This is a genomic window from Legionella bononiensis (assembly GCF_016786215.1).
Lineage (GTDB): Bacteria > Pseudomonadota > Gammaproteobacteria > Legionellales > Legionellaceae > Legionella > Legionella bononiensis.
In genome coordinates this window covers 308,968-333,420 of sequence record NZ_JADOBG010000002.1, presented here as the reverse complement: position 1 = coordinate 333,420, position 24,453 = coordinate 308,968, and the positions used below count along the sequence as shown (strand labels likewise).

Genomic DNA, 24,453 nt, shown 5'->3' with positions numbered 1-24,453 from the left:
GCTGTTGTCTAAATCAATTGATGCCAGTTTGTGTTAAAGTGATTTATTAGATAGATAATAACGATGAATGTTCCTCGGAACAAGTCATTTTAATCACTGAATTTTTATTTGTCACGAATTCCAAAAACTGATGTTAACCACTGACTTAACGTCTAAATTTTCGATCTATTCGATACGGCATTCTCAAAAGCTTTGAACACTTCAAGTTCAGTTTAAAAGAAACCGAATTTAGTATCCTGAAAAAACGTCACTTCACCCGTCGAAATATCATGACTGCCCCCAATGATTCCACAGGCGCCGGTCTCAATAAGTTCTTTTAATATAGGGCTGCGTTCCATAACAGCATGTACTGTTTTGTGTACATTTATCGTTGTAACTTTTTCCACAAACTCTTCGTTACTTGAAGTCCGGTTTTTCAATACTGTTTTTTCAGCACTTACTGCCGGTTGTATTTTAGTTAACAGGGCGGTCAGATTACCCATTTCTATATGATCACATGCACCTTTTATCGCCCCACATTTTGTATGGCCTAAAACAACAATGATCTTGGCTCCTGCTACTTTGCAGGCAAATTCCATACTGCCTAAAATATCTTCGTTGATAATGGTTCCTGCAATACGTACGCTAAATACATCACCTAAACCCTGGTCAAAAATCAACTCAACTGAGGTTCGTGAATCAATACAACTCAAAATGATTGCAAAGGGATGTTGTCCATCAGAGGTTTCATTCGCTTGTTGCAATAGGTTACGATTAACTTTCAAGTTATTTATAAATCTTTTGTTACCTTCTTGTAATAAATGCAATGCAAGTCCAGGTGTAATCGCTTCTTGCATCTCTTTAGTTAAAGTTTTCATTGTTCATTTTCCTGTATAGGGTGTGAGTGATATCTGGGTTCAATAAAATTAATGGTTCAACAGGACTATTGTTCAGTATTCTGCTCTTTGAACGTATTATATAGCCCTCACTGTGACTCTTTGACTTTTATCGAAAATCGTTTAAGGGTGTGAAGCACATAATTTTATTAATTTGATTCCTTAGCCTTATAAAGAACATCTGGGGTATGGCTCCAAATGGCTTTAACTTCCTTAACTGCTGAGCGGATGTTTTCATCTGATTCTAATCCTGCTTCAAGATAAGCTAGTCCTTGAAGGAGCCAATCTGCTAATTCTGGTTGAGCCAATTGATAAAATACCCTGTTTCCTTCTTTGCGTTGTCTGACTACTTTATGAGCTCTGAGTGTGGATAGATGTTGTGATACAACAGAATGACTTGTTCCCAAAATAGCTTGTAGGCTATTGACGTTTTGTTCACCTGTATGCAGTTCTTCGATAATTCTTATCCGGTGTTGATGTGCAATAGCACTTAAAAACTCTGCCATTTTTTCTGAAATTAGTTTTCTAGCGGGCATAGTAAGTTTCCGTGTAAGTATATTATTATATTTTAATATTCTAATTTAACTATGCAACTCAATTTTAAAACTTTATGTTGATGTTTCTCGTTGTTAAATTAAACGCATGCTCGTGAGGAGATGCTTTTCTTATGCTTAGGCTAGCTGACTTATTTTTTAAGAAGAGTGCGACAGCTGTTGTGTCGCACTAGTAGGGTTTATTGTAATGCTTTATTCATTATCTTTTGAAAGACTGGAGCAGTCACTAATCCACCATCATTTAACACTTCCTCGTGTTTTATAATTTTGTCGTCTTCAAGGACAACAACGACTCCTCATCCCACTCCCCGTCACCTCCGCAAAATTCGTCACCCTCCGCGTAGGCGGAGGGTCCAGGGATGTAACGTCTAATGATGGACAAAGAATTTCGGGTATGAAAAAGAAATTTGATTAAATCTGTCAATTCGGAATAGAGCGAATTGTAGTTCAGTCTAAAGAGTGGACCCTCCGCCTGCGCGGAGGGTGACGAGGTTGTGGTGAAGCGAGATAATCGTTATAAACGTCGTCATCAGCTAATTTCGTCCTCTTTAGTAATTTTCGTAACCCACCACAAAATTCGTCACCCACCGTAACCTTCGTCGCTCATCGCAATTTTCGTCACCCATCGCAAAATTCGTCGCTCATCGTAACCTTCGTCGCTCATCGCAATTTTCGTCACCCTCCGCGTAGGCGGAGGGTCCAGGAATGTAACGTCTAATGATGGACAAAGGACTTCGGGTATGAAAAAGAAATTTGATTAAATCTGTCAATTCGGAATGGAGCGAATTGTAGTTCAGCCTAAAGAGTGGACCCTCCGCCTGCGCGGAGGGTGACGAGGTTATGGCGAAGCGAGATAATCGTGATAAACGTCGTCATCAGCTAATTTCGTCTTCTTTAGTAATTTTCGTCACCCACCGCAAAATTCGTCACCCACCGTAACCTTCATCGCTCATTTCAATTTTCGTCGCCCTCCGCGTAGGCGGAGGGTCCAGGAATGTGAAGCCCGATTGTGAATAAATAGTTGTGAGTGCCGTCGTAATTGGGAAAGACCCAAAAAATGATTCCTCACTTTTTAAATATGCTGAATGACCTGATAAATAGTCCATTTAAAGTTTTGTCATCGCTTGGCAAAAAATTCTGTCAATGGAAGGAAGAGATAGTACGTATGTGGCGTTTTAGGAAGTCTAATGGGATTACAGAAGGGTTTCATAGAAAGATGAAGTTAATACAAAGAAGGGCTTATGGCTTTAGTAACTTTGAACATTATAAAACTCGTGTTAGGGTTCTTTGTTTTTTATTGTGAGTGCCCCGTAATTGGGAAAGAAACCTTTATTAATTATAAAATTTAAATGGCGCGCCCGGAAGGATTCGAACCTCCGACCCTTTGGTTCGTAGCCAAATACTCTATCCAACTGAGCTACGGGCGCGTTGATTGGCGGAGAGAGAGGGATTCGAACCCTCGATGGGATTTCTCCCATACTCCCTTAGCAGGGGAGCGCCTTCGACCACTCGGCCATCTCTCCAATCAATGGTTGCGGAGTATATCATGTATTTAGACGTCGTCAATAACTCTTTAGATATTAGTGAATAAATTTATGAGGAAGCATGCAAAATAAGCTATATGCTCATCTAGATCGCATGGCATTTTTTTTTACAAAGTTCTGTGATATTACATATGAATCACTCATTATTGTGCCTGAAATCATGTGGTATATTAAATTCCTCGAACAATTGGCAACAACTATTTGTGCTTCTGATGCAACTGCCGCAGTTGCCTTCATTAACCAACTAATGGCATTAGTAAAAAAGGAAATTTTTGGAGATGAAGACCTGGAGCCGTTATTTCTCCTTGGTTTGATAAAAGATCTATTTAAATATTCAAAAACCACTAAGGATAAAGACATCACCTTATCGGAATTTGCTCAAAAATGTATGGGTTTAGTTATTCTTCATGCTAAAAGTTCTGATGATGAATCCATATATTGCATTGATTTTATTGATATTTTAAAGGACAAAACAATATTCAACGCACTCAATATCAATAAAGATTTGGCTGTTTTAACGCAAGAGTGTCTTGATGGCAAAAGAAAAAGCGAATCGATAGTACCTAGTTCAGAATTAAAATCAGTTAATGATTATATTGCCAATAGAGTACAACTCACGACTTACACCCAAAATTACATGCTTAAACTCTTTGAACGAAAATCTTTCGCTGACTTAAATTATTTAGTTAAAGTTGATCTTGGATATTCGGTATACGTATTAACGGTGTTGTTAAATCAACAAAAAAATCCTTATTCATTATTAAAAAGCCTTCATTCATTTTTGTTGCCTTTACAATATAAAGACAAGAGATTTGACTTACTGATTAGTTCTATTGAAAAGGAAATTAATACCATGGAACAGTCGGAGAAAAGTTCGATACGATGCACTTTATCGTCAGTTTTTAATAAGTCTGCAGTAATAAAACGTTCACGATCTCTAAATTCAGAAAGTGAAAACAAGGAAAATCATTCTGTAAAATCCATCAATGTAAATAACTAAAGTTTATGTGAAATTAAAGTGCAAGGGATGATTTATAAAATAATAAAGAAATGGACATGAACCCAGTTAAATCAAAATCAAAAATTAATTTTTCTCATAATAATCAATGAAAAATTTCCAAATTTAGAGGTTTACTGCTACTCTTTGTGTCTATTAATTTATGTAAATACCTGTAATTCAGGCCCGGATAAGGAGGACTAATGAAACAGCAGTCGAATTTAAGTGGTCGAGATGTATACGTGGTTGATGGGAGTCGAACTCCGTTTCTCAAGGCCAAAGGAATTGGTTCATTTACAGGATCCGATCTGGCTGTGGCTGCCGGAACGACTTTGTTGAACAGACAACCTTTTTCTCCATCAGATTTGGATGAAGTCATCATTGGTAGTGCCATGCCCGGACCCGATGAAGCAAATATAGCTCGTGTTGTTGCATTACGGTTGGGATGTGGTGAGAAAGTTCCTGCCTTTACCGTAATGAGAAATTGTGCTTCCGGAATGCAAGCTATAGACAATGCCGCAATGCAAATTGCTAGTGGTCGTAGTCAATTGGTATTGGCTGGCGGCACAGAGGCCATGAGTCATGCTCCTTTACTTTTTAATCAAAAAATGGCTGGTTGGCTCGCTAATTGGTTTTCAGCAAAGACTTTGGGGCAAAAAGCTGGATTAATCACTCAGTTTAGACCGTCTTATTTAGCACCTGTAATTGCGTTGCTCAGAGGGTTAACTGATCCTATTGTTGGTCTCAATATGGGACAAACAGCTGAAAAAGTGGCCTACAGATTTAATATTACCCGAGAGCAAATGGATGAGTTTTCAGTTCAAAGTCATCTCAAACTGGCGAATGCTTATACTGAAAATAGAATGTCCGAAGTTTTGCCAATTATTGATTATAAAGGCAAAGTGTACTCCCAGGATGATGGGATTCGTGCTGATTCTACAGTTGAAAAATTAGCTCAATTAAAACCATTTTTTGATCGAAAATACGGTATGGTCACTGCGGGAAACAGTTCTCAAATAACCGATGGGGCCTGTTTACTCTTACTGGCAAGTGCTGATGCCGTTAAAAAATATAATTTAAAAGTTCTTGGCAAAATTGTGGATTCACAGTGGTCTGCTTTAGACCCATCACAAATGGGCTTGGGGCCTGTTCATGCAGTTACTCCTATATTGTTACGACACAAATTAAAACCTCAGGATATTGACTGTTGGGAAATAAATGAAGCATTTGCAGCACAGGTATTAGGATGTGTGGCTGCATGGAATGATGAAGAGTATTGCAAGACACAACTCGGATTAAATGAAGCCATTGGTGGCCCATCAATGGATAAATTGAATCGGGAAGGTGGCGCTATAGCTGCAGGTCATCCCATTGGAGCCAGTGGAGCTCGGATAGTTTTGCATGCATTAAAATCCATGGAACAAAGAAATGAGTCCAGGGGTATGGCTTCCATATGCATTGGCGGTGGTCAGGGTGGTGCTATGTATCTTGAACGAGTGACTGAGGTGAAAGGACATGAATAATTACAAACATTGGGATCTTCAACGCGATAAAGATGCCATTTTATGGTTAGGTATCAATAGAAAAGATGCCGCCGTTAACAGCATTAATGAAGAAGTATTGGATGAATTAAATAGCCTTTTACAAGAAATTGCCCAGGATAAAAAAGCCATCGGTTTGGTTATTTATTCATTAAAAGATAAAGGCTTTATTGCTGGTGCTGATGTTAACGCATTCTCTCAGTTTGAAAATGCTGCCCAGGCTGTAGATTTTTTACAAAAAGGTCAGGCTGTATTTTCTCGCTTACAAAATCTGGCAATTCCTACCGTTGCAATGATCGATGGTTTTTGTATGGGAGGTGGATTTGAATTGGCTCTTGCGTGTACCTACCGAATCGCAACAGATGAACAAGATACACGTATCGGTTTGCCTGAAGTGATGTTAGGTATACATCCAGGTTGGGGCGGAACTGTCAGATTACCTCAATTAATAGGTGGTTTTAAAGCGTTGTCACAAGTGATTCTCACCGGCAGTGGAATATCCGCTTCTCGGGCTAAAAGCCTGGGAATGGTTGATGAGGTAGTTCCTGTTCGACAATTGAAAAGAGCTGCAGTGTACTTTATCAAGAATAAACCCCCTAAACATAAACCTTCTTTTATTGATGGTTTAACGAACAGCTCCTGGTTGAGAAAACCCATTGCCTATTTACTGCGTTATAATGTCGCGAAACGTGTTCGTAAAGAACATTATCCAGCGCCTTATGCTGTAATTGATCTTTGGGAAAAAGAGGGTGGTTTTGGCGACAGGGCTTTTTTAAAAGAAGCAGACTCAGTAGAGCAACTCGTTTCCAATGGTGATACTTCTAAAAACTTGATTCGTGCGTTTCATTTGCGTGAACGGTTAAAAGGTTTTTCAAAGGACAGTAATTTCAGGGCTAAGCACGTACATGTTATAGGTGCTGGAGTTATGGGTGGTGATATTGCTGCCTGGTGTGCCTTACGCGGTATTCATGTGACTTTGCAAGATAAAACTTATGCACAAATAGCGCCAGCGATTGGTAGAGCACATGCATTATATAAGAAAAAATTACGCAAACCTCGTTTAATTCAAGCTGCAATGGATAATTTGATTCCCGATCCGGAAGGGCATGGGGTTGCCAAAGCAGATGTCATCATTGAGGCGGTTTTTGAAAATTTAGCTGTAAAACAGGACATTATGAAATCTGTTGAAAAGGCTGCCAAGAAAGACGCCATTATTGCTACGAATACATCCAGTATTCCATTGGATGAAATTAGTGCTGTAATGACGGATCCCAAACGGTTAGTAGGAATACATTTCTTCAATCCTGTGGCTAAAATGGATCTTGTTGAAATCGTGAGCAGTTCAACTACTGCTAAAAAGGTACAGAACAATTCCTGTGCTTTTGTTGGTCAAATCGGAAAACTCCCATTACCTGTTAAATCGAGCCCTGGCTTTTTGGTTAACAGAGTACTTATGCCTTACTTAATGGAATGCGTACAATTGTTAGATGAGGGTTATAGTGCGGAAACAATTGATGAAGCCGCTCTTGAATTTGGAATGTTCATGGGACCTGTGGAACTTGCTGATACTGTTGGCATGGATGTTTGCCTTGCGGTAGCGGAGAATCTGACCAGCCATTTTGGTGGTTCTGTTCCGCAGAAATTACGTGATATGGTTAAAGCAGGTAAACTGGGTCGTAAAACAGGTGAAGGGTTTTATCGCTATAAGAAAGGGAAAGCAGTTAAAAAACGTCCTGGTTCGAAAATTGATAAAACCATTGCCGACCGATTGATCCTGAGAATGGTAAATGAGTCCGCTGCCTGTTTACGTGAGGGTGTTGTTGCTGATTCTGATTTGCTTGACGCGGGAATGATCTTTGCCACTGGTTTTGCTCCTTTTCGAGGTGGCCCAATGAACTATGCCAATGATTTTGGTAAAGACAAATTGGAAACTTTATTTAAAACATTCGAATCTAAATTTGGTGAACGCTTTAAAGTGGATACCAGTTTGTGATCTTAGTCTTAAAGGCAAAGCATTGATGCTTTGCCTTGCTGTGTCCAAGAATTCCACGAACAGGTCTGGTTAAGAGTAGCCAATGTTGAACAAAAAATTTGTCCCATTAATTTTTTCCTTTATCGTTTTATCAGGTAATTATTCATACTCCGATACTTTTGTTTTGCCTGCTGCAGGGGATGTAGTAGGTGAAATTCAATATACTTATTCAAAGATTGATGAATCTATTGATGAAGTAGGGCGACGATTTAACGTTGGTTATTATCAAATGGTCAGAGCCAATCCTTTGGCGGATCCCGTTCACTCGTTACCTGAACATACTCGTTTAATTATCCCATCACAGTATATTCTTCCTGATGTACCCCGAAGAGGTATTGTAATTAATCTTGCTGAATATCGATTGTATTATTTTCCTGATGATGAAAATGTGGTCATTACTTTTCCTGTAGGAATAGGCAAAGAAGGGTGGAATACCCCATTAGGGCTTACCAAAGTTACAAGCAAAGTGGTTAATCCGATCTGGAGGCCGACTGCAAAAGTACGAGCCGCTGCAGAAGAGATTGGTGCGCCCTTACCAGAAGTATTTCCTGCTGGTGCTGATAATCCTCTTGGAAAACATGTTTTACGACTCGGATGGCCGACGTTTCTTATTCATGGAACGAATAGAGCAGATGGAGTCGGAGCGAGAGTCAGTGCCGGATGCATCCGTATGTTGCCAGGAGATATCGAGCATCTTTATGATCTGGTTACGATTGGCACACCAGTTCGCGTGATTAATGAACCTGTGAAGATTGGAACTCAGGATGGCAAGATGTTTATTCAAGTCCAACCACCATTAAAAGGTCAAACAAATTCAAGCCTCGAACGGTTAACCGAAGCCCTATTAATAAAAAAAAATCGGCATCAATTGAGTACTAATCAAGTAATTCAGAATGAGCTTTCAAAACCTACTGGAATGGTGAAAGAAATCAGTAGTCGTTAATAACCTGTTCCTTTTTATATTCGTCATCTCGAACGCAGTGAGAGATCTCCTATAATTAGCACGGTGTCTGCATTTTGAGATCTCTCGCTGCGTTCGAGATGACGATTTTTACACTGTTATTGAGAAATTTAAAGAAGATACTTGCTATTCACTCATTGAGACTTCGCAGGTCTTGATTTAGTCAGACTTAATAAATAATAACCTCCCGCAGCCAATATAAATCCTCCAAGGATATCTATGGGATAATGCCAGCCTAAAAGGACACATGAAGTAATTAATAGGACATTAATGACTAATAAAATAATGCAAGGGATGATCCATTCTTTAAGTAAATAGACACAAAATAGGGCCCAGACGGTATGGAATGAAGGTAATGCGATTAAACCTCCTTCGTTTGTTGTCGGATTAATATAACTATGAATTTGATTAAATTTATATCCTGTAGCGATTTGTTCAGGCGAAAACAATGAACTGGAAATAATGCTTGCGGGAGCCGTAGTTGGAAAGAAGTAATAAAATGCAAAACCAATAATTGCAGTAACGAGTAGTAGAAAATAATAGTCCCTAAGAAGATAAAATCTTCCTGTCGCAATGATAAGTAACGGTATTATACTCATTTGATAGTGTATGCTACTGTATATAACGTTCAGCAGGTATTTAAACCACGGGTAAGTATTTGTCCATTCCAATATCCGAACCATATTAATATTTAGTTTGGATTCAAAACGTACTATATATACATCAATCGGAGGAAACGGGGTCAGTTGTACTGCATTTGTGGCGAGGGCGATAAGACACATTACGCCAAAAAAATAGAGTAACTCTTTACCAGAATTACTTGCCCTTGTATTTGTTCCAAAGAAAACAATCAAACCTAAATAATTAATAAATAGAATTAAGGCAAGAAGGGGCGTGTCTTCCGGGAAATAATTATTCCCCGGAAATTTAAAAAAATAGCTGTTAATAAGCAATACACTTAATGACAAGCTTATTATTAAACCCGAGAGAATCGGTACGTATCGACTCGCATTATTCTGCATGGGTAAAATGTTATTCTACTGAATTTAATAATTCTTTTTGTTTAATAGCGTGGAAAATTTCTTCTCTATGTATATTAATGGTTCTTGGCGCTTCAACTCCAAACTTAATATTACCATGCTCTTGAGTTTTAAAAGCAAGAATTTTTACAACAGTATCTCCAATGCGTATTATTAAGGGTTCTTCAAATTGAAGAGATATAATATCCATTAAAAAACCTCATTATTTTATAATTAGTTATGTATTAAGGTTAACTGTAAATCTTTGGCTTTTGATATGTGGACGGTAACCTAATTCAGGGATGCTTGTCACTATAAATTCTTCCAAAATTAAAGAAATAATTACACTTCTGAATTTTAAAAAAACAAGTGATTTTTAAAAGAGCACAATAGTGTCTTCAAGTACACTTTATGTGCGTTAATAATCGCAGGTGAAGCTAATCATATAAAGAACAAGGAGTCTCTAACTGCTTAGTCAAAGTAGCCTGTATTAGACGAAGTCGTAATACAGGGTGTTTTCCCAAATGCGATGAACTCAAGCTATCATCAATCATTCTGTGTTTAATCAGTCGTTGTATACTCAAATAATTGTACCTAATATATGAGAACAGTGGAGTGTTGAAAAGATTGATCCTGTATTACGACTTCGTCTAATACAGGCTACTCCTGCTATGCTTGAAATTTGTGTGGATCGATCCGGACTTGTTAGCGGGACGTCGAGGTCTGCATGATTAACTCGCTTGTATCAAAATATTTGATCCATATTATCTATAAACGCGTTTAAGCGTTTCCCTGGAAATAATTTATTAATTGAACAATGAACTGTTTTAATTGTAACTAATACCTAAACCAGTTATAATTGGCAGCTTTTTAAAACCTTGCCTTACTGGTTCTAATCAGAATTAGAAGGCTTTATCCACAAGGAGAAACCATGAGACATTACGAAATTATGTTTCTTGTGCACCCAGATCAAAGCGAACAAGTACCAGCAATGGTTGAGCGCTATGAAGGGATCATAAGCAAGCACAATGGCATTATTCACCGCAAAGAAGACTTAGGTCGTCGCCAATTAGCATACTCTATAGATGATGTTCATAAAGCTCATTATATTCTGTTGAATGTAGAGTGTAATCTTGAAGCACTGGAAGAAATTAAAAATGCATTTAAATTCAATGATGCTATTTTAAGAAATTTAATCACTGTTCAAAAACAAGCGATTACAAGTGAATCCGTGTTGATGAAGAAAGAAAAAGAAACCAGAACAGCTTAAGAGGAGAACATTTATGTCAGCTTATTTCCGTAGAAAAAAAATGTGCCGCTTCAGTGCTGAAGGTGGAAATGAAATTGATTATAAAGATATTAATTTATTAAAAAATTATATTTCTGAAACAGGCAAGATTGTACCCAGTAGAATCACCGGTACTCAAACTCGTTTTCAAAGACAATTAGCCAAAGCAATCAAGCATGCTCGATTTATTGGTTTATTGCCTTATTGTGACAGCCATAGATAATATAATGATGCGTGCAGGCAATTTTATAGTTAGACAAAGTAAAATATTGCTCGAGAATAAGCAGCAGGCCATAATGTTTGCTGTTATCTTCTCTATTTTGCCATTTGCTTCCTGGCTATCCGTAGCTTTAGTATCTTTAGTTACCTTGAGAAAGGGAGTAAAACCTGGCTTTGAAGTAATGTTACCTGCGCTTGTAGTCCATTCTGTTCCGTTGATGATGCTGGTACCCGTAGAAAGCGCTTTGATAAATACCCTAATAACTTATATACCCTGTTTTATTGCAGCGTTAACACTACGCGCAACAACCAGTTGGCAATCAGTATTTGGGATGTTTTTTATACAGGCTTTTATTGGATTTGTAAGCCTCCAGCTTATAGCTCCCGATTTTGTTGTTGACCAATTCAATCAGTTTAAACATCTATTGGTTCAATTTCAGGAATACAATCAAGTTGTAAACAACAGCACAGATGGCTTGAGTTCATTTATTTTGGCTCAATTATTTTTTGGCTTGCAAATTCTGAGTGTGATTTTCTCCGCAGTGATCTCCTTATTATTTGCACGATCAATTCAATCAAAATTATTTTTGCCGGAAGGATTTAAAACAGAAGTACTGGAGTTTCGAAGCGGCAGATTGGCCTTTTTAATTATGGTCATAGTATCAATCGCATCCTATTTTGAAGTGTCTTATGCGATTAATTTGTTACCGCTTATTCTTGGATATTTTTTGTTATCAGGTTTTTCTTTGGCATATTTTGCTTTTGCACGCAAACGACAGGTTAGAGTTGTTATTTTATTATTACTAATAATATTATTAAAACCAACTTTTGTCCTGTTTGCATATATTGTTTTTGGCGCATTGGATAGTTTATTTAATTTTAGATTATATCTCCCAGCTAGGGTGAGAGAATCAACTTAAGGGGTTATTAAGATGGAAGTAATCTTATTAGAAAAAGTACGCAACCTGGGAAATCTGGGTGATAAAGTTAACGTGAAGTCTGGTTATGGTCGTAATTATTTAATTCCACAAAATAAAGCAGTATTTGCTACAGCTAAAAGTATTGAATTATTTGAAAAAAGACGTGCAGAACTGGAGAAAAAAGCGCAACAAGCTTTGGCTTTAGCAGAGCAACGCGCTGCAAAACTAAATGATATTACTTTAGTTATTAGCGCTATGGCGAGTGACGAAGGTAAATTATATGGTTCAGTCGGTGTTAACGAGATTAAAGATGCCTTGGTGGAAAAAGCAATAGAAATCAGTAAGCGTGAAATTGTAATGCCCGAAGGTCCATTGCACTCTATTGGTAATTACGTTGTAGAAATTCATGTTCACAGTGATGTAATTGCTAATTTACAGCTTGAAATTATTCCATCCAAATAATTGTCATTTATACGCTGACACTTAAATAGTGTCCTGTCGTCTTTCTACCATTCAAATCTAACTTGTGCGGTTTATACTGCACAAGTTACTTCTTAATACCTTAATTCAATATGTTTTACTATTTAACATATACACCTATATATCAGCACTCAATCTCTTTTTTTAACAATTAGGTGTGACTTTTTAAATAAATGTGTATATAATTAAGGCATATTAACTCTAGGTGTACTAATCATGCCATTAAACGACAAAACATTTAACGATAAACTATCTGAACTACGACAAGTAATATCGGATATTAACCGAGATCGTTATACACTTAGTACAAACAATGTTGATAAAGTTTTGAAACTTACTACCCGATTCACTGAGTTATCCTCATATTTCGACAAGTACGAACTCACTGAATTACAACAAAGAACTTTGCGGGAAGTTAAAGCAGCTTATCCAAAAGAAGAGCGCAGTCCTGTAAATAGAAAAATTCGTACTCTTATGAAAGAAAAAGAAACCGCTGCTCAAAAAGTTAAAGTTGAATTAGATGCTCGTGAAAACAGTGCGGCAGAGGCTAGGCAAACTGTTAACACTTTGTTTCCAGAAGTACGTCTCGCTGCAGATAAAGTACTAATGTCCAATACTACAACTATTACTCCTTTACTCGAGAGTTACCGATTACTGGCTGCTGAGCTGCGTAGGGCAATTAATTTATTACCGAAAACAGAGCGTGGAGAACAGACCAGAGCACTTGCTTCTCTTGCGGAGAAAGTGAACCTACATGAAGAAAAAATAAATGAACAGGATCGTCAGGTACGTAGCCAAATTGAACAGGCCATCAAGAAAGCACGAGAAACTGTTTCAAGCATGACGGTTCAGGATATGGTTGTTAGTCTTATCGGTGGCACTTCCAAACAAGAACTGACAAGTTTATTGGAAAGTACGCGCATCCAAGCCATTACCGATGGAACTGATGCTGGTACTTTAGTTGTAGCTGAGATGCCAGTAAAGGCTCAAACCGAACTCGTCCGAGTGCTGATGACTGAATTAGCTAATACCAAAGCAAGCAATACAGGTGCTTTAGGCCAAATTATTAAAGCAATGGAAAAAGATGTCGAGGCGTTAATGAATGGTAAGAAAACTCACTTATCCGTTCTATATGACAATGGTAAAGGTAACGTTGGCAGCGTTCATATTGATATTCGTGACTTCATCAGATCTCCGCAATCAACAATTAATGGGCTTTTCTTCCATTTATACAAACAAGGCGTAAGTGGAGGTTTGGTTATGTCTGTTACATCTCCTGATGAAGTTGGAGCCTTGTTGCAACTTCAGGGATTCGACATGCAGAGTGTGCCAGCAATAGAAAATCTGGAATCGTTAACTGCCCTAGTGATTCAGAATGCGAATAATCCACAAGCACTGTCTCGTATTATGAACAGAACTGTATCTGAAAATGCATTAGCTACATCGCTAAGTCAAACTCTAGAGGCAGCAAAAGGAAGAGCAGGCTTCAAGCCTCAAGAAGTAATCAGCTTCATTGGCGCTATGGCTGTCATGTTAGAAGCAGGTAAATTACTTGTTACAACTCCAACAAAACAGCAGCAACGGGAATTAGGATTGGTAGGACTTACTGGCACCATGCAAGGTTCTATTCAATATGTTCAGATTCCTTCACCTAAAACAGCTGCTGTTACGACTTCAATAGATCCAATGATTGAACCTTCCAAGCCAGATAATGTTGTTATGAGTATTCCACCAATACCTCGTGAAAAGAAACAATCGGTGGAATCGAAAATTGATTTGTCAAAAGAGCGCGATCAATTTAACAAATTATTAGATGATTTGGAGGCCATTCACGCTAAATTGGATAAGAAATTCAAAAGCGGTAACTCAAAATACGAAAATGCAGCTAACCTAACTGAATTAGCACACATCAATATTAAACATTTTGGTGAGCAGTTCTTTGCTAATCCCAATAAAGAAACGCTGCGAACATTAAATCAGGTGACAAATAATTTTGTTAAACAGCTTGATCCAGTGTTAAAAGAGCATCGCGGAAATTCCTTTGTACATGCTCTAGTAGCGACTCTTAAAGGTATCATGGGCGTTATTGCGGCATTGACTGTTATTCCCGCGTTGGTTGTTGAAGCTACAACCAAGAAAGGTTATACAGGAACATTCTTCTCAACTCCCGAAACTGCTTCTGCAAAAGCATTTAAACCTGTTGAAGAGGGTCTATTACAACAGGAAGATGAGATTGAGAAAAAGATGCAAGGTCCTAAATAACTTCTGATAAATCCAGAGAAGCTCGAATTTTTAATTCCAATTAAAATTCGAGCTTTTTTATTTGTACAAATAATTTCAAGTCTATTTAGAAATCTACTCGAACTACTGGATGCAGCGTTTTATGAGTGATAGATGCTAATAAAATCGTAGCATCATATTATTAGCGCTTACGTACCGCGCTTTATGCGCGGTATGTAGGTTTAATTCTTAAATATTCAATTGAATATGATTACGCCGATATATTCAAAAACCGCTCTAAGACTTTATGCACAGCATCTAACGAAAGGGAATTTAACTGTCTGTAAACCCTAGACTGCCTTCCATTTTATATTACATCCCAGGCTGGGTTTTTGTACGATATTTAAAGGTTTGTTTTCGATCAGGCAATTCAGTGCCATTCTAATAGAATCTCCAGTTACAGGAATCGCATTACCTGGTCTTGAATCATCTAATTGCCCTCTGTATATCAAAGACAGATTCTTATCAAATACAAAAAAGTCAGGTGTACATGCTGCATGATACGCGCTAGCAACTTCCTGAGTTTCATCGTAAAGATAAGGGAATGGATATTGCTGTGTCTTTGCTGTAATGATCATATTCTCAGGTGAATCGTCGGGATAGTTTTCAACATCATTTGAGCTTATAGCTAAAAATCGAACTCCCTTGGGTAGATAATCATTGGCTAATCGCGTTAATTCGGAATTGATATGTTTCACATAAGGGCAATGATTACATATAAACATAATCACTGAAGCTATGAAGTCAGGTGATTGGTCAAACTTGACCTGTTTGCCAGTGGATACATCCAATAGCTCAAAATTAGGTGCCACTGTTCCCAAGGCCAGCATGGTTGATTCTGTTCGGCTCATAATGATTCCAGATTAATAAAAAATTATCTTATACAATGCAATTAATGAAAATATGGTATTGAGTATTGCCCAGATGTAAGAAGCGTATTGACCTCTATATGCACTATAATAGGCATAAATCGCGACAAAAGAACTTCCTGAAAAAAAAATCCATTGATTGTTAAATGCAAAACCAAAAGAAAGGAGGGCGATGCCAATAATTCCAATTAACAATAAAAAAATATTTTCTTTACCAATCATTAAATAAATAATAAATAACTGGAGACATAAAAATATTGGAAGCGCAAATTGGGTATTGGGTCCTATGCCCAGTAATATCGCAGAATGACCTGCTGCCAGTATTAATTCTAAAGCAACGAAATATACCAGTCTGAAATGGATCGCGGTAAATAGCAAGGTCAGAGAGCCAAAAATATAGTAGGGCTGTGGGTAATTCTGATTGTGCCCATACAATATGATTAGCGCTCCGATTATTCCTGATGTGATGTAGTGATAATCATGGTTAATTTTAGACACTGATCACCATTTTAAATAAATACCTTTAGCTACAGAATCCTGGATTACTTCATTTTGAGTTTTATTTGAAGAAATCCAGTAGTTGCCCATATTACTCAGTGCAAATCTGACTCTTGGATACTGACAGACCTCAAGTACATCGCGACAATCAACTGTCGTAGTATTTTCTTCTATATGTTTATAACATTTAAAATTTAAATTTTTAACATCAGAGGCAAAAGCGGCCCAATTCAGTGGTTCTAGAGTTGCCTGTAAAGGTGGACTCATAAATACATCACCGGTTTCATGACGTTCCAGTTCAATTTTAGCGTCCGATCTGTTCTGAATTAAGTAATAGGATTGTTCTCCTGTTTCATTCAAAATCAAAAAATTTTGCTGGTACCCGAAACCAGATACCTCACATCCTCTTGGAAAAGCAGAAACAGCCTGAGCTGAATTGATAATTAATAAGGATATCAGTAGTATTTTATTAATTTGATTAAATAATGTCATAATTTCCTCTAGAAACAAACTTTAGTTGCTATTTTAATCATAATATAGCCAAAGTCTATCCTGGAATGAAAAAATAGAACTATAAATCTCTATTTGCTGATATTTTAGCTTTTATCATCGGTGAATAGGTTCTATAAAAACTCAAAAATAAATACATGGCTATATAACCCAGGGACAGTGTGAGCCAGATAGTACTGGTATTAGGATAATAAATAAGCAGGCAAGCTGAGCTGACGCCATAAATCGCTGAGCAGCAATGCATGAGAATTTTAAGTACTCTTGAATCAGTAAGGTAATCCAGCCGCGAAGGATAAACGTATTTGACTGGAACAAAAATAAGGACACAAAATATTGACAAGAGTATGGCATTTAAAGTCATTGAAGTATTGAATATAAACATATAAAAAACGGCAATATTCCAATAACAAGGGAACCCTTTAAAGAAATGATCCGGTGTTTTCGCATCATCCTGGCAAAATTGGTACGCTGAAGTGATGGTGATCGCTCCAATGATGAGTGCGGAATATTCCTGAGGGAGCATCCCTGGTTTAACCAATAAGAAAAAGCATGGTGTTATCACATAGTTCAGATAATCAACAATGTTATCCAGCAAGGCTCCATCAATTTTTGGTAAAACTGTTTTAACATGAGATAAACGAGCAAATGTTCCATCGACAGCATCGATAAAAACGGTTAATGCCATTAGCCATAATGCAAAGACGTATTCCTGTTGATAGATTTTGGCTAAAGTAAAAACCCCGATAAGCGCTCCACTGGCAGTAAATATATGCACAGCCCAGGCTGCCATATATTGCATAGGATTAAAAGGTGGTTTTATCTGCTTCATTAATTATCCCAGGGTTAATTAATTAAATTAACATCTTGATTTATAGTACTGTTCTTTACATCAAAACAGCATAGAATATAAAAATAGTATCAACAATCAAAAGTAAAGTGCAAGGAGAGTTGCAAACTTTAGCTAAAATAGTATCTAGTGAATGGTCCAAACTTATAATATTGTATCTTACACATGGTGATTAAATGAAAATACAGACTATTAATCCGGCAACAGAACAACTTTTGGCGGTATATGATTGCCTTAATGATGATGCTATAAATACTAAAATTGAAGCAGGACATAATGCTTATTTATCCTGGAAAAATTCTCCATTTATAAAACGACAGGGATTAATGCTGCAGTTGGCCCATATATTGGAACAAAATAAGGAAGAACTGGCTCATTTAATGAGTCAGGAAATGGGAAAACCTATTACATCCGGAAAAGCCGAAATTGATAAATGCTCCTGGGTATGTGAACATTACGCTGAACATGCTGAGTCGTACCTTGCTTCGCGAACAATAGAAACAGAAATGAAAACGGCAAAAGTATGTTATAGACCATTAGGGATCGTTTTTGGGATAATGCCCTGGAATTTTCCATTTTGGCAGGTTTTTCGTTTCGCGGTTCCAACATTAATGGCTGGAAATGCAGCATTGTTAAAGCATGCCCCCATATCATCCGGGACAGGAAATCGAATCGAACTCTTATTCAAAGAGGCTGATTTTCCACCGAATTTATTTCAGCATATCATTATTGACAATGAGGGAGCGGCAAAAGTTATTCAAAATCCTTATGTTTCCGGAGTAACTCTTACCGGAAGTGAACGTGCGGGTAGTTCAGTTGCATCACAGGCAGGTAAGTATTTAAAGAAATCAGTATTGGAACTGGGAGGCTCTGATCCTTATCTTATTCTTGAAGATGCTGATACCGATCTGGCCGCTCATTCAATAGTCGCTTCACGATTAAATAATTCCGGCCAGGTGTGTATTGCAGCAAAACGTGTCATTGTAGTGAAAGCCATTGAAAAAGAATTAACCCAGAAGATCATGGAACACATCTCTTCATATAAAATGGGCAATCCTCTAGACCCTAAAACCAATCTTGGACCTCTTGCTCGTAAGGATTTGCGTGATAATCTGCACAATCAAGTAGAAAAATCCATGAAACAAGGTGCTAAATTATTGCTTGGTGGTATAATTCCTGAGGGTAAGGGGTTTTATTATCCACCAACTGTATTAACAGATATTAAACCTGGCATGGCTGCTTTTGATGAAGAATTATTTGGTCCTGTGATTTCAATCTGCGCTGTTGAAAGCGAGGAAGAAGGGATTTCTTTTGCTAATAAAGGTAAGTATGGCCTAGGGGCTGCTGTATTTACTCGAAATGTGCAAAAGGGCGAACGGATTGCTTCAAATGAGATTGAAGCAGGAGTGTGCTTTGTAAATAGTTTTGTTGCATCCGACCCACGAGTACCGTTTGGAGGAATTAAACACTCCGGTTATGGTAGGGAGTTATCTCGTGAAGGAATTTTAGAGTTCGTTAATACTAAAACAATTGCGATCAGTGATTCATAATATGATAAATAACGACAAAACCCTCTTTATTTCTATTGCAGAACAGGAAATGAAGGGTTTCGAAAACGAAAGTTTGGCTTTTACTTACCAGGTATCTACTGGAAAAAATGGCGCTGGTGAAATTAAAAACAGCGAGTGCACTCCCAGAGGGTGGCATAGAGTCTATTCTATAATCGGATTAGAACATCAAGTTAATAGTGTTCTGGTTGCCAGAGAATGGACTGGTGAAATTTATTCAGAGCAACTGGCTGAACAATTTCCAGACAGAGACTGGATTTTAACGCGAATAATACAATTAGAGGGTTTGGAGCCAGGAAGAAATAAGGGCGGTAATGTAGATACTCTGGAACGATTTATCTACATACATGGCACTCCTGATTCCACGAAGTTAGGTATACCAGGTTCTCATGGTTGCATCCGGTTAAATAATAGATCGGTTATTGATCTGGCAAATTGGGTTACAACAGATACATTGGTATATATTCAATAATTTAAACAATAATGAATGCTGCAGAGCATATGAAAATCTGACGGGGTGAGCTAATGTCCTATAAATTTGAAGAGGGTAAAGACGTAATAATTGAAGCTGTTGTGGAAAAAATAAAACATTCTATGGCAGGTGAGCAAGCAGGATTTTGTGCCGAGTTTGCCAAACAATTATATGGAACTGTTGCCCTGGAAGATCTTCGTGAATGGGATGTCGATGATCTATATGGTGCGGTAGTTAATTTCTGGTCGTTAATCGTAGAACGTTCCCCACAGGAAACCAAGATCAGAATTTATAATCCAGATTTTGAACGCCATGGTTGGCAGACAACGCACACCGTTGTTGAAATTATTTGTGATGACATGCCCTTTATTGTTGACTCACTTCGTATGGTGATTAACCGTATGGGGCTGACTTCTCATCTGATAATTCATATGGGTGGTATTCGGGTAAAAAGAGACAGTCACAATCATGTCTGTGACATTTTACCGCGTAATGGAATGAGTTCTGAAGAAAACAACGTCCTGCATGAAGCTCCTATTTTTATGGAAATTGACCGGCAGACCGATCCTTTAATGCTCGAAGAATTACATAAAAACTTTGAACGTGTTTTAGAGGATAATAGAGCAGTTTTTGAAGATTGGGAAAAAATGAGGGCCGAAGTTCGAGAAGCAATAAAAGAACTGGACCATGTATCTAAGGTGGTTGACTCTAATGAGCTTGAAGAAACAAAGGCATTTTTGAACTGGATAGAAGATCATCATTTTACTTTTCTGGGAATTCGAGATTACGAATTGATACAGAAGGGAAAAGAAACCATCTTACAGGCCATTCCTGACACTGGATTGGGTGTTTTAAGGGAATCTTCAAATAAATCATCCACGCGAAGTATCTCTGCAATGACGCCAGAAGCCCGGGAACTAACCTTATCTCCCAGAATATTAGTCATGTCAAAAACAAATACATTGGCCAGCGTTCATAGAGATGCTTATACCGACTATATCGGTATTAAACGATTTAACTCTAAAGGACAAGTAATCGGTGAACGACGAATTATAGGACTATATACCTCAGCTGCATATCATACCAACCCGAAACATATTCCATTTTTGCGCCATAAAGTCGCGTTAATTATGGAGAATTCCAAGTTAAATCCTCGCAGCCACGCAGGAAAAGTACTACTCAATATACTTGAAACTTTACCAAGAGATGATTTGATTCAAGGTTCAGAAGATGAGCTCCTTGAAATTGCCATGGGCATTTTTTACATGCAGGACAGGAAGAGAATCCGTCTCTTTGCACGGATGGATGTGTACAGGCGATTTATTTCCTGTCTGGTCTATGTTCCTAAAGATCGCTTTAATACAGAATTACGACATGCCATGCAAAACATATTGGCAGAAAGTTTTAATGCCGAAGAAATCACGTTCTCTACCTTATTCTCTGAATCAGTTCTGGCGCGTATTCATTTTATTATTAAGGTGAATCCCCAGGATTGTCCTGAATATGATTTGAAAGAAATCGAGAAGAAACTTATTGATGTAGGGCGTTTATGGTCTGATGATCTACAACATTACTTACATGAAACATATGGCGAGGAACAGGCAAACGCTTTATTTGCGCATTATAAAAATGCGTTCCCTGTATCGTATTGTGATAATTTTTCTCCGCGCACTGCTGTGAATGATATCAAACACATTGAAGTCCTCACTCCGGAACATTCTTTGGGAATTAATTTTTACCGACCACTTGATGAATCTGAGAATAATTTTAGATTAAAAGTATATCAACATGATTCAACTATAGCATTATCAGATGTACTGCCTATATTGGAGAATCTTGGGTTAAGAGCCATTAGTGAACGCCCTTATGTTCTCAAGTTTGAAGACGGTAAAGTTACATGGATTAATGATTTTGCCATGCAATATACTAAGGAATTTGAATTCAATATTGATGAGATCAAGGAATTATTCCAAAATGCTTTCGCCAGAGTATGGTTTGGCGACGCCGAGAATGATGGATTTAATCAACTGGTTTTAGCGGCAGGGCTTGATTGGCGTGAAGTTGCTATTCTCAGAACTTATGCAAAATATTTTAAGCAGATTGGTTTTACATTCAGCCAGGACTATATGGAAACGGCGTTAAACAATAATGTAAAAATCGCGAAGAAATTGGTACGGTTGTTTGAAATTCGTTGTAATCCTTCTGAAAACAGTAAAAGAGAAGCACGTTTCAATGATTTGACGGCTGAAATATTAAATGATCTTGATAGTGTCTCCAATCTGGATGAAGACAAAATTATCAGGCAATACGTACAAGCCATTAATGCCACACTTCGCACTAATTTTTACCAGGTGGATTCGAATGGCAAACCTAAAAGCTATATATCCATCAAATTAAACAGCAAGATGATTCCAGGTGTACCTAAACCTCATCCAATGTTTGAGATATTCGTTTATTCTCCACGTTTTGAAGGGGTACATTTACGATGCGGCAAAGTGGCTCGAGGAGGGTTACGTTGGTCGGATCGCAGAGAAGATTTCCGTACTGAAATTCTTGGCTTGATGAAAGCGCAACAGGTTAAAAATTCCGTTATCGTACCAAGCGGTGCTAAAGGTGGTTTTGTACCAAAACATTTACCGGTTAATGGTACTCGTGAAGAAATTATGGCTGAAGGCATTAGTTGTTATCAACTATTTATCAGAGGGTTATTGGATATTACTGATAATTATAAAGACGGCCATATTGTTAAACCTCAAAACGTTGTGTTTTATGATGAAGACGATCCCTACCTGGTCGTTGCGGCTGATAAAGGTACGGCAACGTTTTCGGATATTGCAAACTCAATTTCCCTTGAATATGGTTTTTGGCTGGGAGATGCTTTTGCCTCAGGTGGCTCCATCGGATATGACCATAAAAAAATGGGGATTACAGCGAAAGGTGCTTGGGAATCTGTTAAACGTCATTTTTATGAATTGGATATTGATATTCTCAATAATGATTTTACCGTTGTGGGAATTGGCGATATGGCTGGTGATGTATTTGGTAATGGTATGTTGTTATCGAAACACATCAAGTTAGTTGGCGCCTTCAACCATATTCATATTTTTATTGATCCTAATCCTGATGCAGCGGCAAGTTATAAAGAGCGCAAACGATTATTTAACTTACCACGATCAAATTGGACTGATTATGATCCAAAATTAATTTCAAAAGGTGGTGGCGTATTCAATCGCAACGCAAAATCAATTCCGGTTAGCCCTGAAATGCAAAAAGTATTTGGCATCAAACAAACTGAAATTGAGCCTAATGAATTAATTAAAACCATTTTAAAAGCTAAAGTTGATTTACTTTGGAGTGGTGGTATCGGTACCTACGTCAAATCAAGTCTGGAATCGAATGCCAGCGTTGGCGATAGAACCAATGACTCAACTCGTGTTAATGCCAAGCAATTGCGTTGTAAAGTAATCGGTGAGGGTGGTAATTTGGGACTGACCCAGTTAGCTCGAGTAGAATATACCTTGCAAGGTGGAATGGTTTATACTGATTTTATTGATAATTCGGGTGGAGTTAACTGCTCTGACAAAGAAGTTAATATTAAAATTTTACTTAATACTATTGTTGCTTCAGGAGATTTAACTCCTAAACAACGAAATGAATTATTAAGTGAAATGACTGATGAAGTCTCTAAACTAGTTCTCAGAGATAACTTTTTACAAACTCGCGCCATTAGTTTATCCGCATCACAGGCAATTCGTTCATTGGAGTTACAGTCACGCTACATCAATGAGCTCGAGAGAACAGGTAAATTAGACCGTAGTCTTGAGTTTTTACCCGATGATAAGGCTCTGCTGGAGCGTAAATTGATGGGGCAGGGACTGGGTCGACCTGGTATTGCGGTATTGATGTGTTACAGCAAGACCTTGTTAAAGGAACAAATTCTTGCGTCTGATGTTCCTGAAGAAAGCTATATGAATGAGATACTGATTAATTCATTTCCCAAACCATTACAGGAACGATTCAGCAAGCAAATGCAGGATCACCCATTGAGACGAGAAATTATTGCTACACGATTAAGCAATATTATCGTCAATGAAATGGGGTTCACTTATGTTTACAGACTGCAAGATGAGACGGGGGCACCAGTTTCTGCTATCGTCAGAGCCTATATGATTGCGCGTACTGTTCTTGATTTGGAGTCCATCTGGAAACAAATTGAAGAGTTGGGTACCAAGATTAGTGCGCAACAACAGATTGACATGATGATGCTTTATGTTCGACTTTCAAGAAGAGTTACGCGATGGTTTTTACGTAACCAACGAAGAACATTAGATGTAGGTCATGCAATTAAACTGTATTCAAAAGGCGTTGTAGAATTTAAAAAATCAATGCCTGCTGTGTTTGGTGAGCAGGGTCGAGCTCAATATGAAGAGCAGTATGCAGAAAGGATCCGAGATGGAATTCCACCTGCCCTGGCACATGAATTAACGGTAACGCGCGGATTATTTGCAGCGACTGATATAATTGAATTGGCAAACATTAAAAATTTGAAAATTGCCCAGGTTGCAGAAATTTATTTTGGCATAGGTGAGTTCCTGGATCTGTCCTGGATTAGAACACAAGTTATTATCCATCCAACTGAAAATCACTGGGAGTCATTATCCAGAGAGGCTTTACGCGATGATTTGGACTGGCAACAGCGTCAACTAACTTCAGGAATAATGAGTTTTCAATCTAAAAATGGTGATCTTAAAGCCAGATTGGATTCCTGGGGAGAGGCTCATTTAGGCTTAATTGAGCGATGGCGTTTTATCCTGACTGATTTAAAATCCAGTACTGCTTTAAATTACACCATGTTCTTTGTTGCAATAAGGGAGCTGCTGGATTTAACACAGACCACGCTACAATCTTATGCAAAAACAGAGGAAGTGTATTAATCAATTGTCATCCCATGTTATAAACGTTTAAGTGATAACATGGGA

At 37.9% G+C, this 24,453-nt stretch carries 20 protein-coding genes, 2 tRNA genes and 1 pseudogene; 13 read left to right on the top strand and 10 right to left on the bottom strand.

The window, feature by feature from the left end:
• Positions 1-212: 212 nt before the first annotated feature.
• On the bottom strand, positions 213-857 hold the full coding sequence (locus IZU94_RS02640) for a carbonic anhydrase family protein (RefSeq protein WP_203107719.1): 645 nt from the start codon (positions 855-857) through the stop codon (positions 213-215).
• A 167-nt stretch (positions 858-1,024) separates the two neighbouring features.
• A complete protein-coding gene (locus IZU94_RS02635) occupies positions 1,025-1,411 on the bottom strand; it encodes an ArsR/SmtB family transcription factor (protein WP_203107717.1) in 387 nt (128 codons plus the stop codon).
• Positions 1,412-2,483: 1,072 nt separating this feature from the next.
• Between IZU94_RS02635 and IZU94_RS02630 the strand changes: the two are divergent.
• A pseudogene (locus IZU94_RS02630) lies at positions 2,484-2,732 on the top strand (transposase); the annotation flags it as partial.
• A 47-nt stretch (positions 2,733-2,779) separates the two neighbouring features.
• Here IZU94_RS02630 and IZU94_RS02625 read toward each other — a convergent pair.
• Together IZU94_RS02625 and IZU94_RS02620 are read right to left on the bottom strand one after the other, a co-directional pair.
• Positions 2,780-2,856, bottom strand: a tRNA-Arg gene (locus IZU94_RS02625).
• Positions 2,857-2,862: 6 nt separating this feature from the next.
• Positions 2,863-2,952, bottom strand: a tRNA-Ser gene (locus IZU94_RS02620).
• Between the two features lie 82 nt (positions 2,953-3,034).
• On the opposite strand from IZU94_RS02620, the gene IZU94_RS02615 reads away from it, so the two are divergent.
• The 4 genes from IZU94_RS02615 (at position 3,035) to IZU94_RS02600 (ending at position 8,486) form a co-directional block, all read left to right on the top strand.
• Complete coding sequence (locus IZU94_RS02615) at positions 3,035-3,973, top strand: hypothetical protein (RefSeq protein ID WP_203107716.1); 939 nt, start codon at positions 3,035-3,037, stop codon at positions 3,971-3,973.
• Positions 3,974-4,173: 200 nt separating this feature from the next.
• Entirely contained in the window at positions 4,174-5,493 is a 1,320-nt protein-coding gene (locus IZU94_RS02610; RefSeq protein ID WP_203107714.1) for an acetyl-CoA C-acetyltransferase, read from the top strand.
• Positions 5,486-7,504, top strand: coding sequence for a 3-hydroxyacyl-CoA dehydrogenase NAD-binding domain-containing protein (locus tag IZU94_RS02605; protein ID WP_203107712.1), 2,019 nt, complete (start codon positions 5,486-5,488; stop codon positions 7,502-7,504). The genes IZU94_RS02610 and IZU94_RS02605 overlap by 8 nt, the downstream gene beginning before the upstream one ends.
• Before the next feature lie 82 nt (positions 7,505-7,586).
• Entirely contained in the window at positions 7,587-8,486 is a 900-nt protein-coding gene (locus IZU94_RS02600) for a L,D-transpeptidase family protein (protein ID WP_203107710.1), read from the top strand.
• A gap of 152 nt (positions 8,487-8,638) precedes the next feature.
• On the opposite strand, the gene IZU94_RS02595 is transcribed toward IZU94_RS02600, so the two are convergent.
• Both IZU94_RS02595 and IZU94_RS02590 read right to left on the bottom strand, forming a co-directional pair.
• Complete coding sequence (locus IZU94_RS02595) at positions 8,639-9,526, bottom strand: phosphatase PAP2 family protein (protein WP_203107708.1); 888 nt, start codon at positions 9,524-9,526, stop codon at positions 8,639-8,641.
• A gap of 10 nt (positions 9,527-9,536) precedes the next feature.
• On the bottom strand, positions 9,537-9,734 hold the full coding sequence (locus IZU94_RS02590; RefSeq protein ID WP_058473403.1) for a carbon storage regulator: 198 nt from the start codon (positions 9,732-9,734) through the stop codon (positions 9,537-9,539).
• Positions 9,735-10,454: 720 nt separating this feature from the next.
• Between IZU94_RS02590 and rpsF the strand changes: the two genes are divergently transcribed.
• The 5 genes from rpsF to IZU94_RS02565 all read left to right on the top strand — a co-directional run bounded on the left by rpsF (position 10,455) and on the right by IZU94_RS02565 (position 14,692).
• Positions 10,455-10,793 carry a 30S ribosomal protein S6 gene (gene rpsF, locus IZU94_RS02585; protein ID WP_203107706.1) on the top strand — a complete coding sequence of 113 codons (339 nt, stop codon included), beginning with the start codon at positions 10,455-10,457 and terminating at the stop codon, positions 10,791-10,793.
• 13 nt (positions 10,794-10,806) lie between these two features.
• The gene (gene rpsR, locus IZU94_RS02580) at positions 10,807-11,034 is read left to right on the top strand and encodes a 30S ribosomal protein S18 (protein ID WP_018578206.1); all 228 of its coding nucleotides are present in this window, start codon (positions 10,807-10,809) and stop codon (positions 11,032-11,034) included.
• A gap of 4 nt (positions 11,035-11,038) precedes the next feature.
• Entirely contained in the window at positions 11,039-11,950 is a 912-nt protein-coding gene (locus tag IZU94_RS02575; protein ID WP_203107704.1) for a hypothetical protein, read from the top strand.
• 12 nt (positions 11,951-11,962) lie between these two features.
• Positions 11,963-12,412, top strand: coding sequence for a 50S ribosomal protein L9 (gene rplI / locus IZU94_RS02570; protein ID WP_203107702.1), 450 nt, complete (start codon positions 11,963-11,965; stop codon positions 12,410-12,412).
• A gap of 234 nt (positions 12,413-12,646) precedes the next feature.
• Positions 12,647-14,692 (top strand): hypothetical protein, encoded by a 2,046-nt coding sequence (locus tag IZU94_RS02565; RefSeq protein WP_203107700.1) that lies wholly within the window; start codon positions 12,647-12,649, stop codon positions 14,690-14,692.
• Between the two features lie 308 nt (positions 14,693-15,000).
• Here the strand turns inward: IZU94_RS02565 and IZU94_RS02560 are convergent, their stop codons facing one another.
• The 4 genes from IZU94_RS02560 to pcsA form a co-directional block, all read right to left on the bottom strand.
• Positions 15,001-15,561, bottom strand: coding sequence for a thioredoxin family protein (locus IZU94_RS02560; RefSeq protein ID WP_203107698.1), 561 nt, complete (start codon positions 15,559-15,561; stop codon positions 15,001-15,003).
• A gap of 12 nt (positions 15,562-15,573) precedes the next feature.
• A complete protein-coding gene (locus IZU94_RS02555; RefSeq protein WP_203107696.1) occupies positions 15,574-16,077 on the bottom strand; it encodes a hypothetical protein in 504 nt (167 codons plus the stop codon).
• A gap of 3 nt (positions 16,078-16,080) precedes the next feature.
• On the bottom strand, positions 16,081-16,569 hold the full coding sequence (locus IZU94_RS02550) for an enhanced entry protein EnhB (RefSeq protein ID WP_203107694.1): 489 nt from the start codon (positions 16,567-16,569) through the stop codon (positions 16,081-16,083).
• Between the two features lie 79 nt (positions 16,570-16,648).
• Positions 16,649-17,416, bottom strand: a complete 768-nt coding sequence (gene pcsA / locus IZU94_RS02545) for a phosphatidylcholine synthase (RefSeq protein WP_203107692.1) — start codon at positions 17,414-17,416, stop codon at positions 16,649-16,651.
• Positions 17,417-17,610: 194 nt separating this feature from the next.
• Here pcsA and IZU94_RS02540 point away from each other — a divergent pair, with 194 nt between their 5' ends.
• From IZU94_RS02540 to IZU94_RS02530, 3 genes are read left to right on the top strand one after another with little or no spacing between them, the layout of a single operon-like run.
• Complete coding sequence (locus IZU94_RS02540; protein ID WP_203107690.1) at positions 17,611-18,984, top strand: NAD-dependent succinate-semialdehyde dehydrogenase; 1,374 nt, start codon at positions 17,611-17,613, stop codon at positions 18,982-18,984.
• Between the two features lies 1 nt (position 18,985).
• Positions 18,986-19,474: a L,D-transpeptidase gene (locus IZU94_RS02535; protein WP_203107688.1), complete on the top strand. Its 489-nt coding sequence runs from the start codon at positions 18,986-18,988 to the stop codon at positions 19,472-19,474.
• Positions 19,475-19,527: 53 nt separating this feature from the next.
• Entirely contained in the window at positions 19,528-24,408 is a 4,881-nt protein-coding gene (locus IZU94_RS02530) for an NAD-glutamate dehydrogenase (protein WP_203107686.1), read from the top strand.
• Positions 24,409-24,453 lie beyond the last annotated feature (45 nt).

What these genes read in the sequence shown, in the direction of transcription:
- rpsR (WP_018578206.1), top strand. Translation starts at nt 10,807, where the DNA reads ATGTCAGCTTATTTCCGTAGAAAAAAAATGTGCCGCTTCAGTGCTGAA.
- pcsA (WP_203107692.1), bottom strand. Translation starts at nt 17,416, where the DNA reads ATGAAGCAGATAAAACCACCTTTTAATCCTATGCAATATATGGCAGCC.
- IZU94_RS02535 (WP_203107688.1), top strand. Translation starts at nt 18,986, where the DNA reads ATGATAAATAACGACAAAACCCTCTTTATTTCTATTGCAGAACAGGAA.
- IZU94_RS02610 (WP_203107714.1), top strand. Translation starts at nt 4,174, where the DNA reads ATGAAACAGCAGTCGAATTTAAGTGGTCGAGATGTATACGTGGTTGAT.
- IZU94_RS02565 (WP_203107700.1), top strand. Translation starts at nt 12,647, where the DNA reads ATGCCATTAAACGACAAAACATTTAACGATAAACTATCTGAACTACGA.
- IZU94_RS02605 (WP_203107712.1), top strand. Translation starts at nt 5,486, where the DNA reads ATGAATAATTACAAACATTGGGATCTTCAACGCGATAAAGATGCCATT.
- IZU94_RS02635 (WP_203107717.1), bottom strand. Translation starts at nt 1,411, where the DNA reads ATGCCCGCTAGAAAACTAATTTCAGAAAAAATGGCAGAGTTTTTAAGT.
- IZU94_RS02590 (WP_058473403.1), bottom strand. Translation starts at nt 9,734, where the DNA reads ATGGATATTATATCTCTTCAATTTGAAGAACCCTTAATAATACGCATT.
- IZU94_RS02530 (WP_203107686.1), top strand. Translation starts at nt 19,528, where the DNA reads ATGTCCTATAAATTTGAAGAGGGTAAAGACGTAATAATTGAAGCTGTT.
- IZU94_RS02640 (WP_203107719.1), bottom strand. Translation starts at nt 857, where the DNA reads ATGAAAACTTTAACTAAAGAGATGCAAGAAGCGATTACACCTGGACTT.
- IZU94_RS02575 (WP_203107704.1), top strand. Translation starts at nt 11,039, where the DNA reads ATGATGCGTGCAGGCAATTTTATAGTTAGACAAAGTAAAATATTGCTC.
- IZU94_RS02615 (WP_203107716.1), top strand. Translation starts at nt 3,035, where the DNA reads ATGCAAAATAAGCTATATGCTCATCTAGATCGCATGGCATTTTTTTTT.
- rplI (WP_203107702.1), top strand. Translation starts at nt 11,963, where the DNA reads ATGGAAGTAATCTTATTAGAAAAAGTACGCAACCTGGGAAATCTGGGT.
- IZU94_RS02595 (WP_203107708.1), bottom strand. Translation starts at nt 9,526, where the DNA reads ATGCAGAATAATGCGAGTCGATACGTACCGATTCTCTCGGGTTTAATA.
- IZU94_RS02600 (WP_203107710.1), top strand. Translation starts at nt 7,587, where the DNA reads ATGTTGAACAAAAAATTTGTCCCATTAATTTTTTCCTTTATCGTTTTA.
- rpsF (WP_203107706.1), top strand. Translation starts at nt 10,455, where the DNA reads ATGAGACATTACGAAATTATGTTTCTTGTGCACCCAGATCAAAGCGAA.
- IZU94_RS02540 (WP_203107690.1), top strand. Translation starts at nt 17,611, where the DNA reads ATGAAAATACAGACTATTAATCCGGCAACAGAACAACTTTTGGCGGTA.
- IZU94_RS02560 (WP_203107698.1), bottom strand. Translation starts at nt 15,561, where the DNA reads ATGAGCCGAACAGAATCAACCATGCTGGCCTTGGGAACAGTGGCACCT.
- IZU94_RS02550 (WP_203107694.1), bottom strand. Translation starts at nt 16,569, where the DNA reads ATGACATTATTTAATCAAATTAATAAAATACTACTGATATCCTTATTA.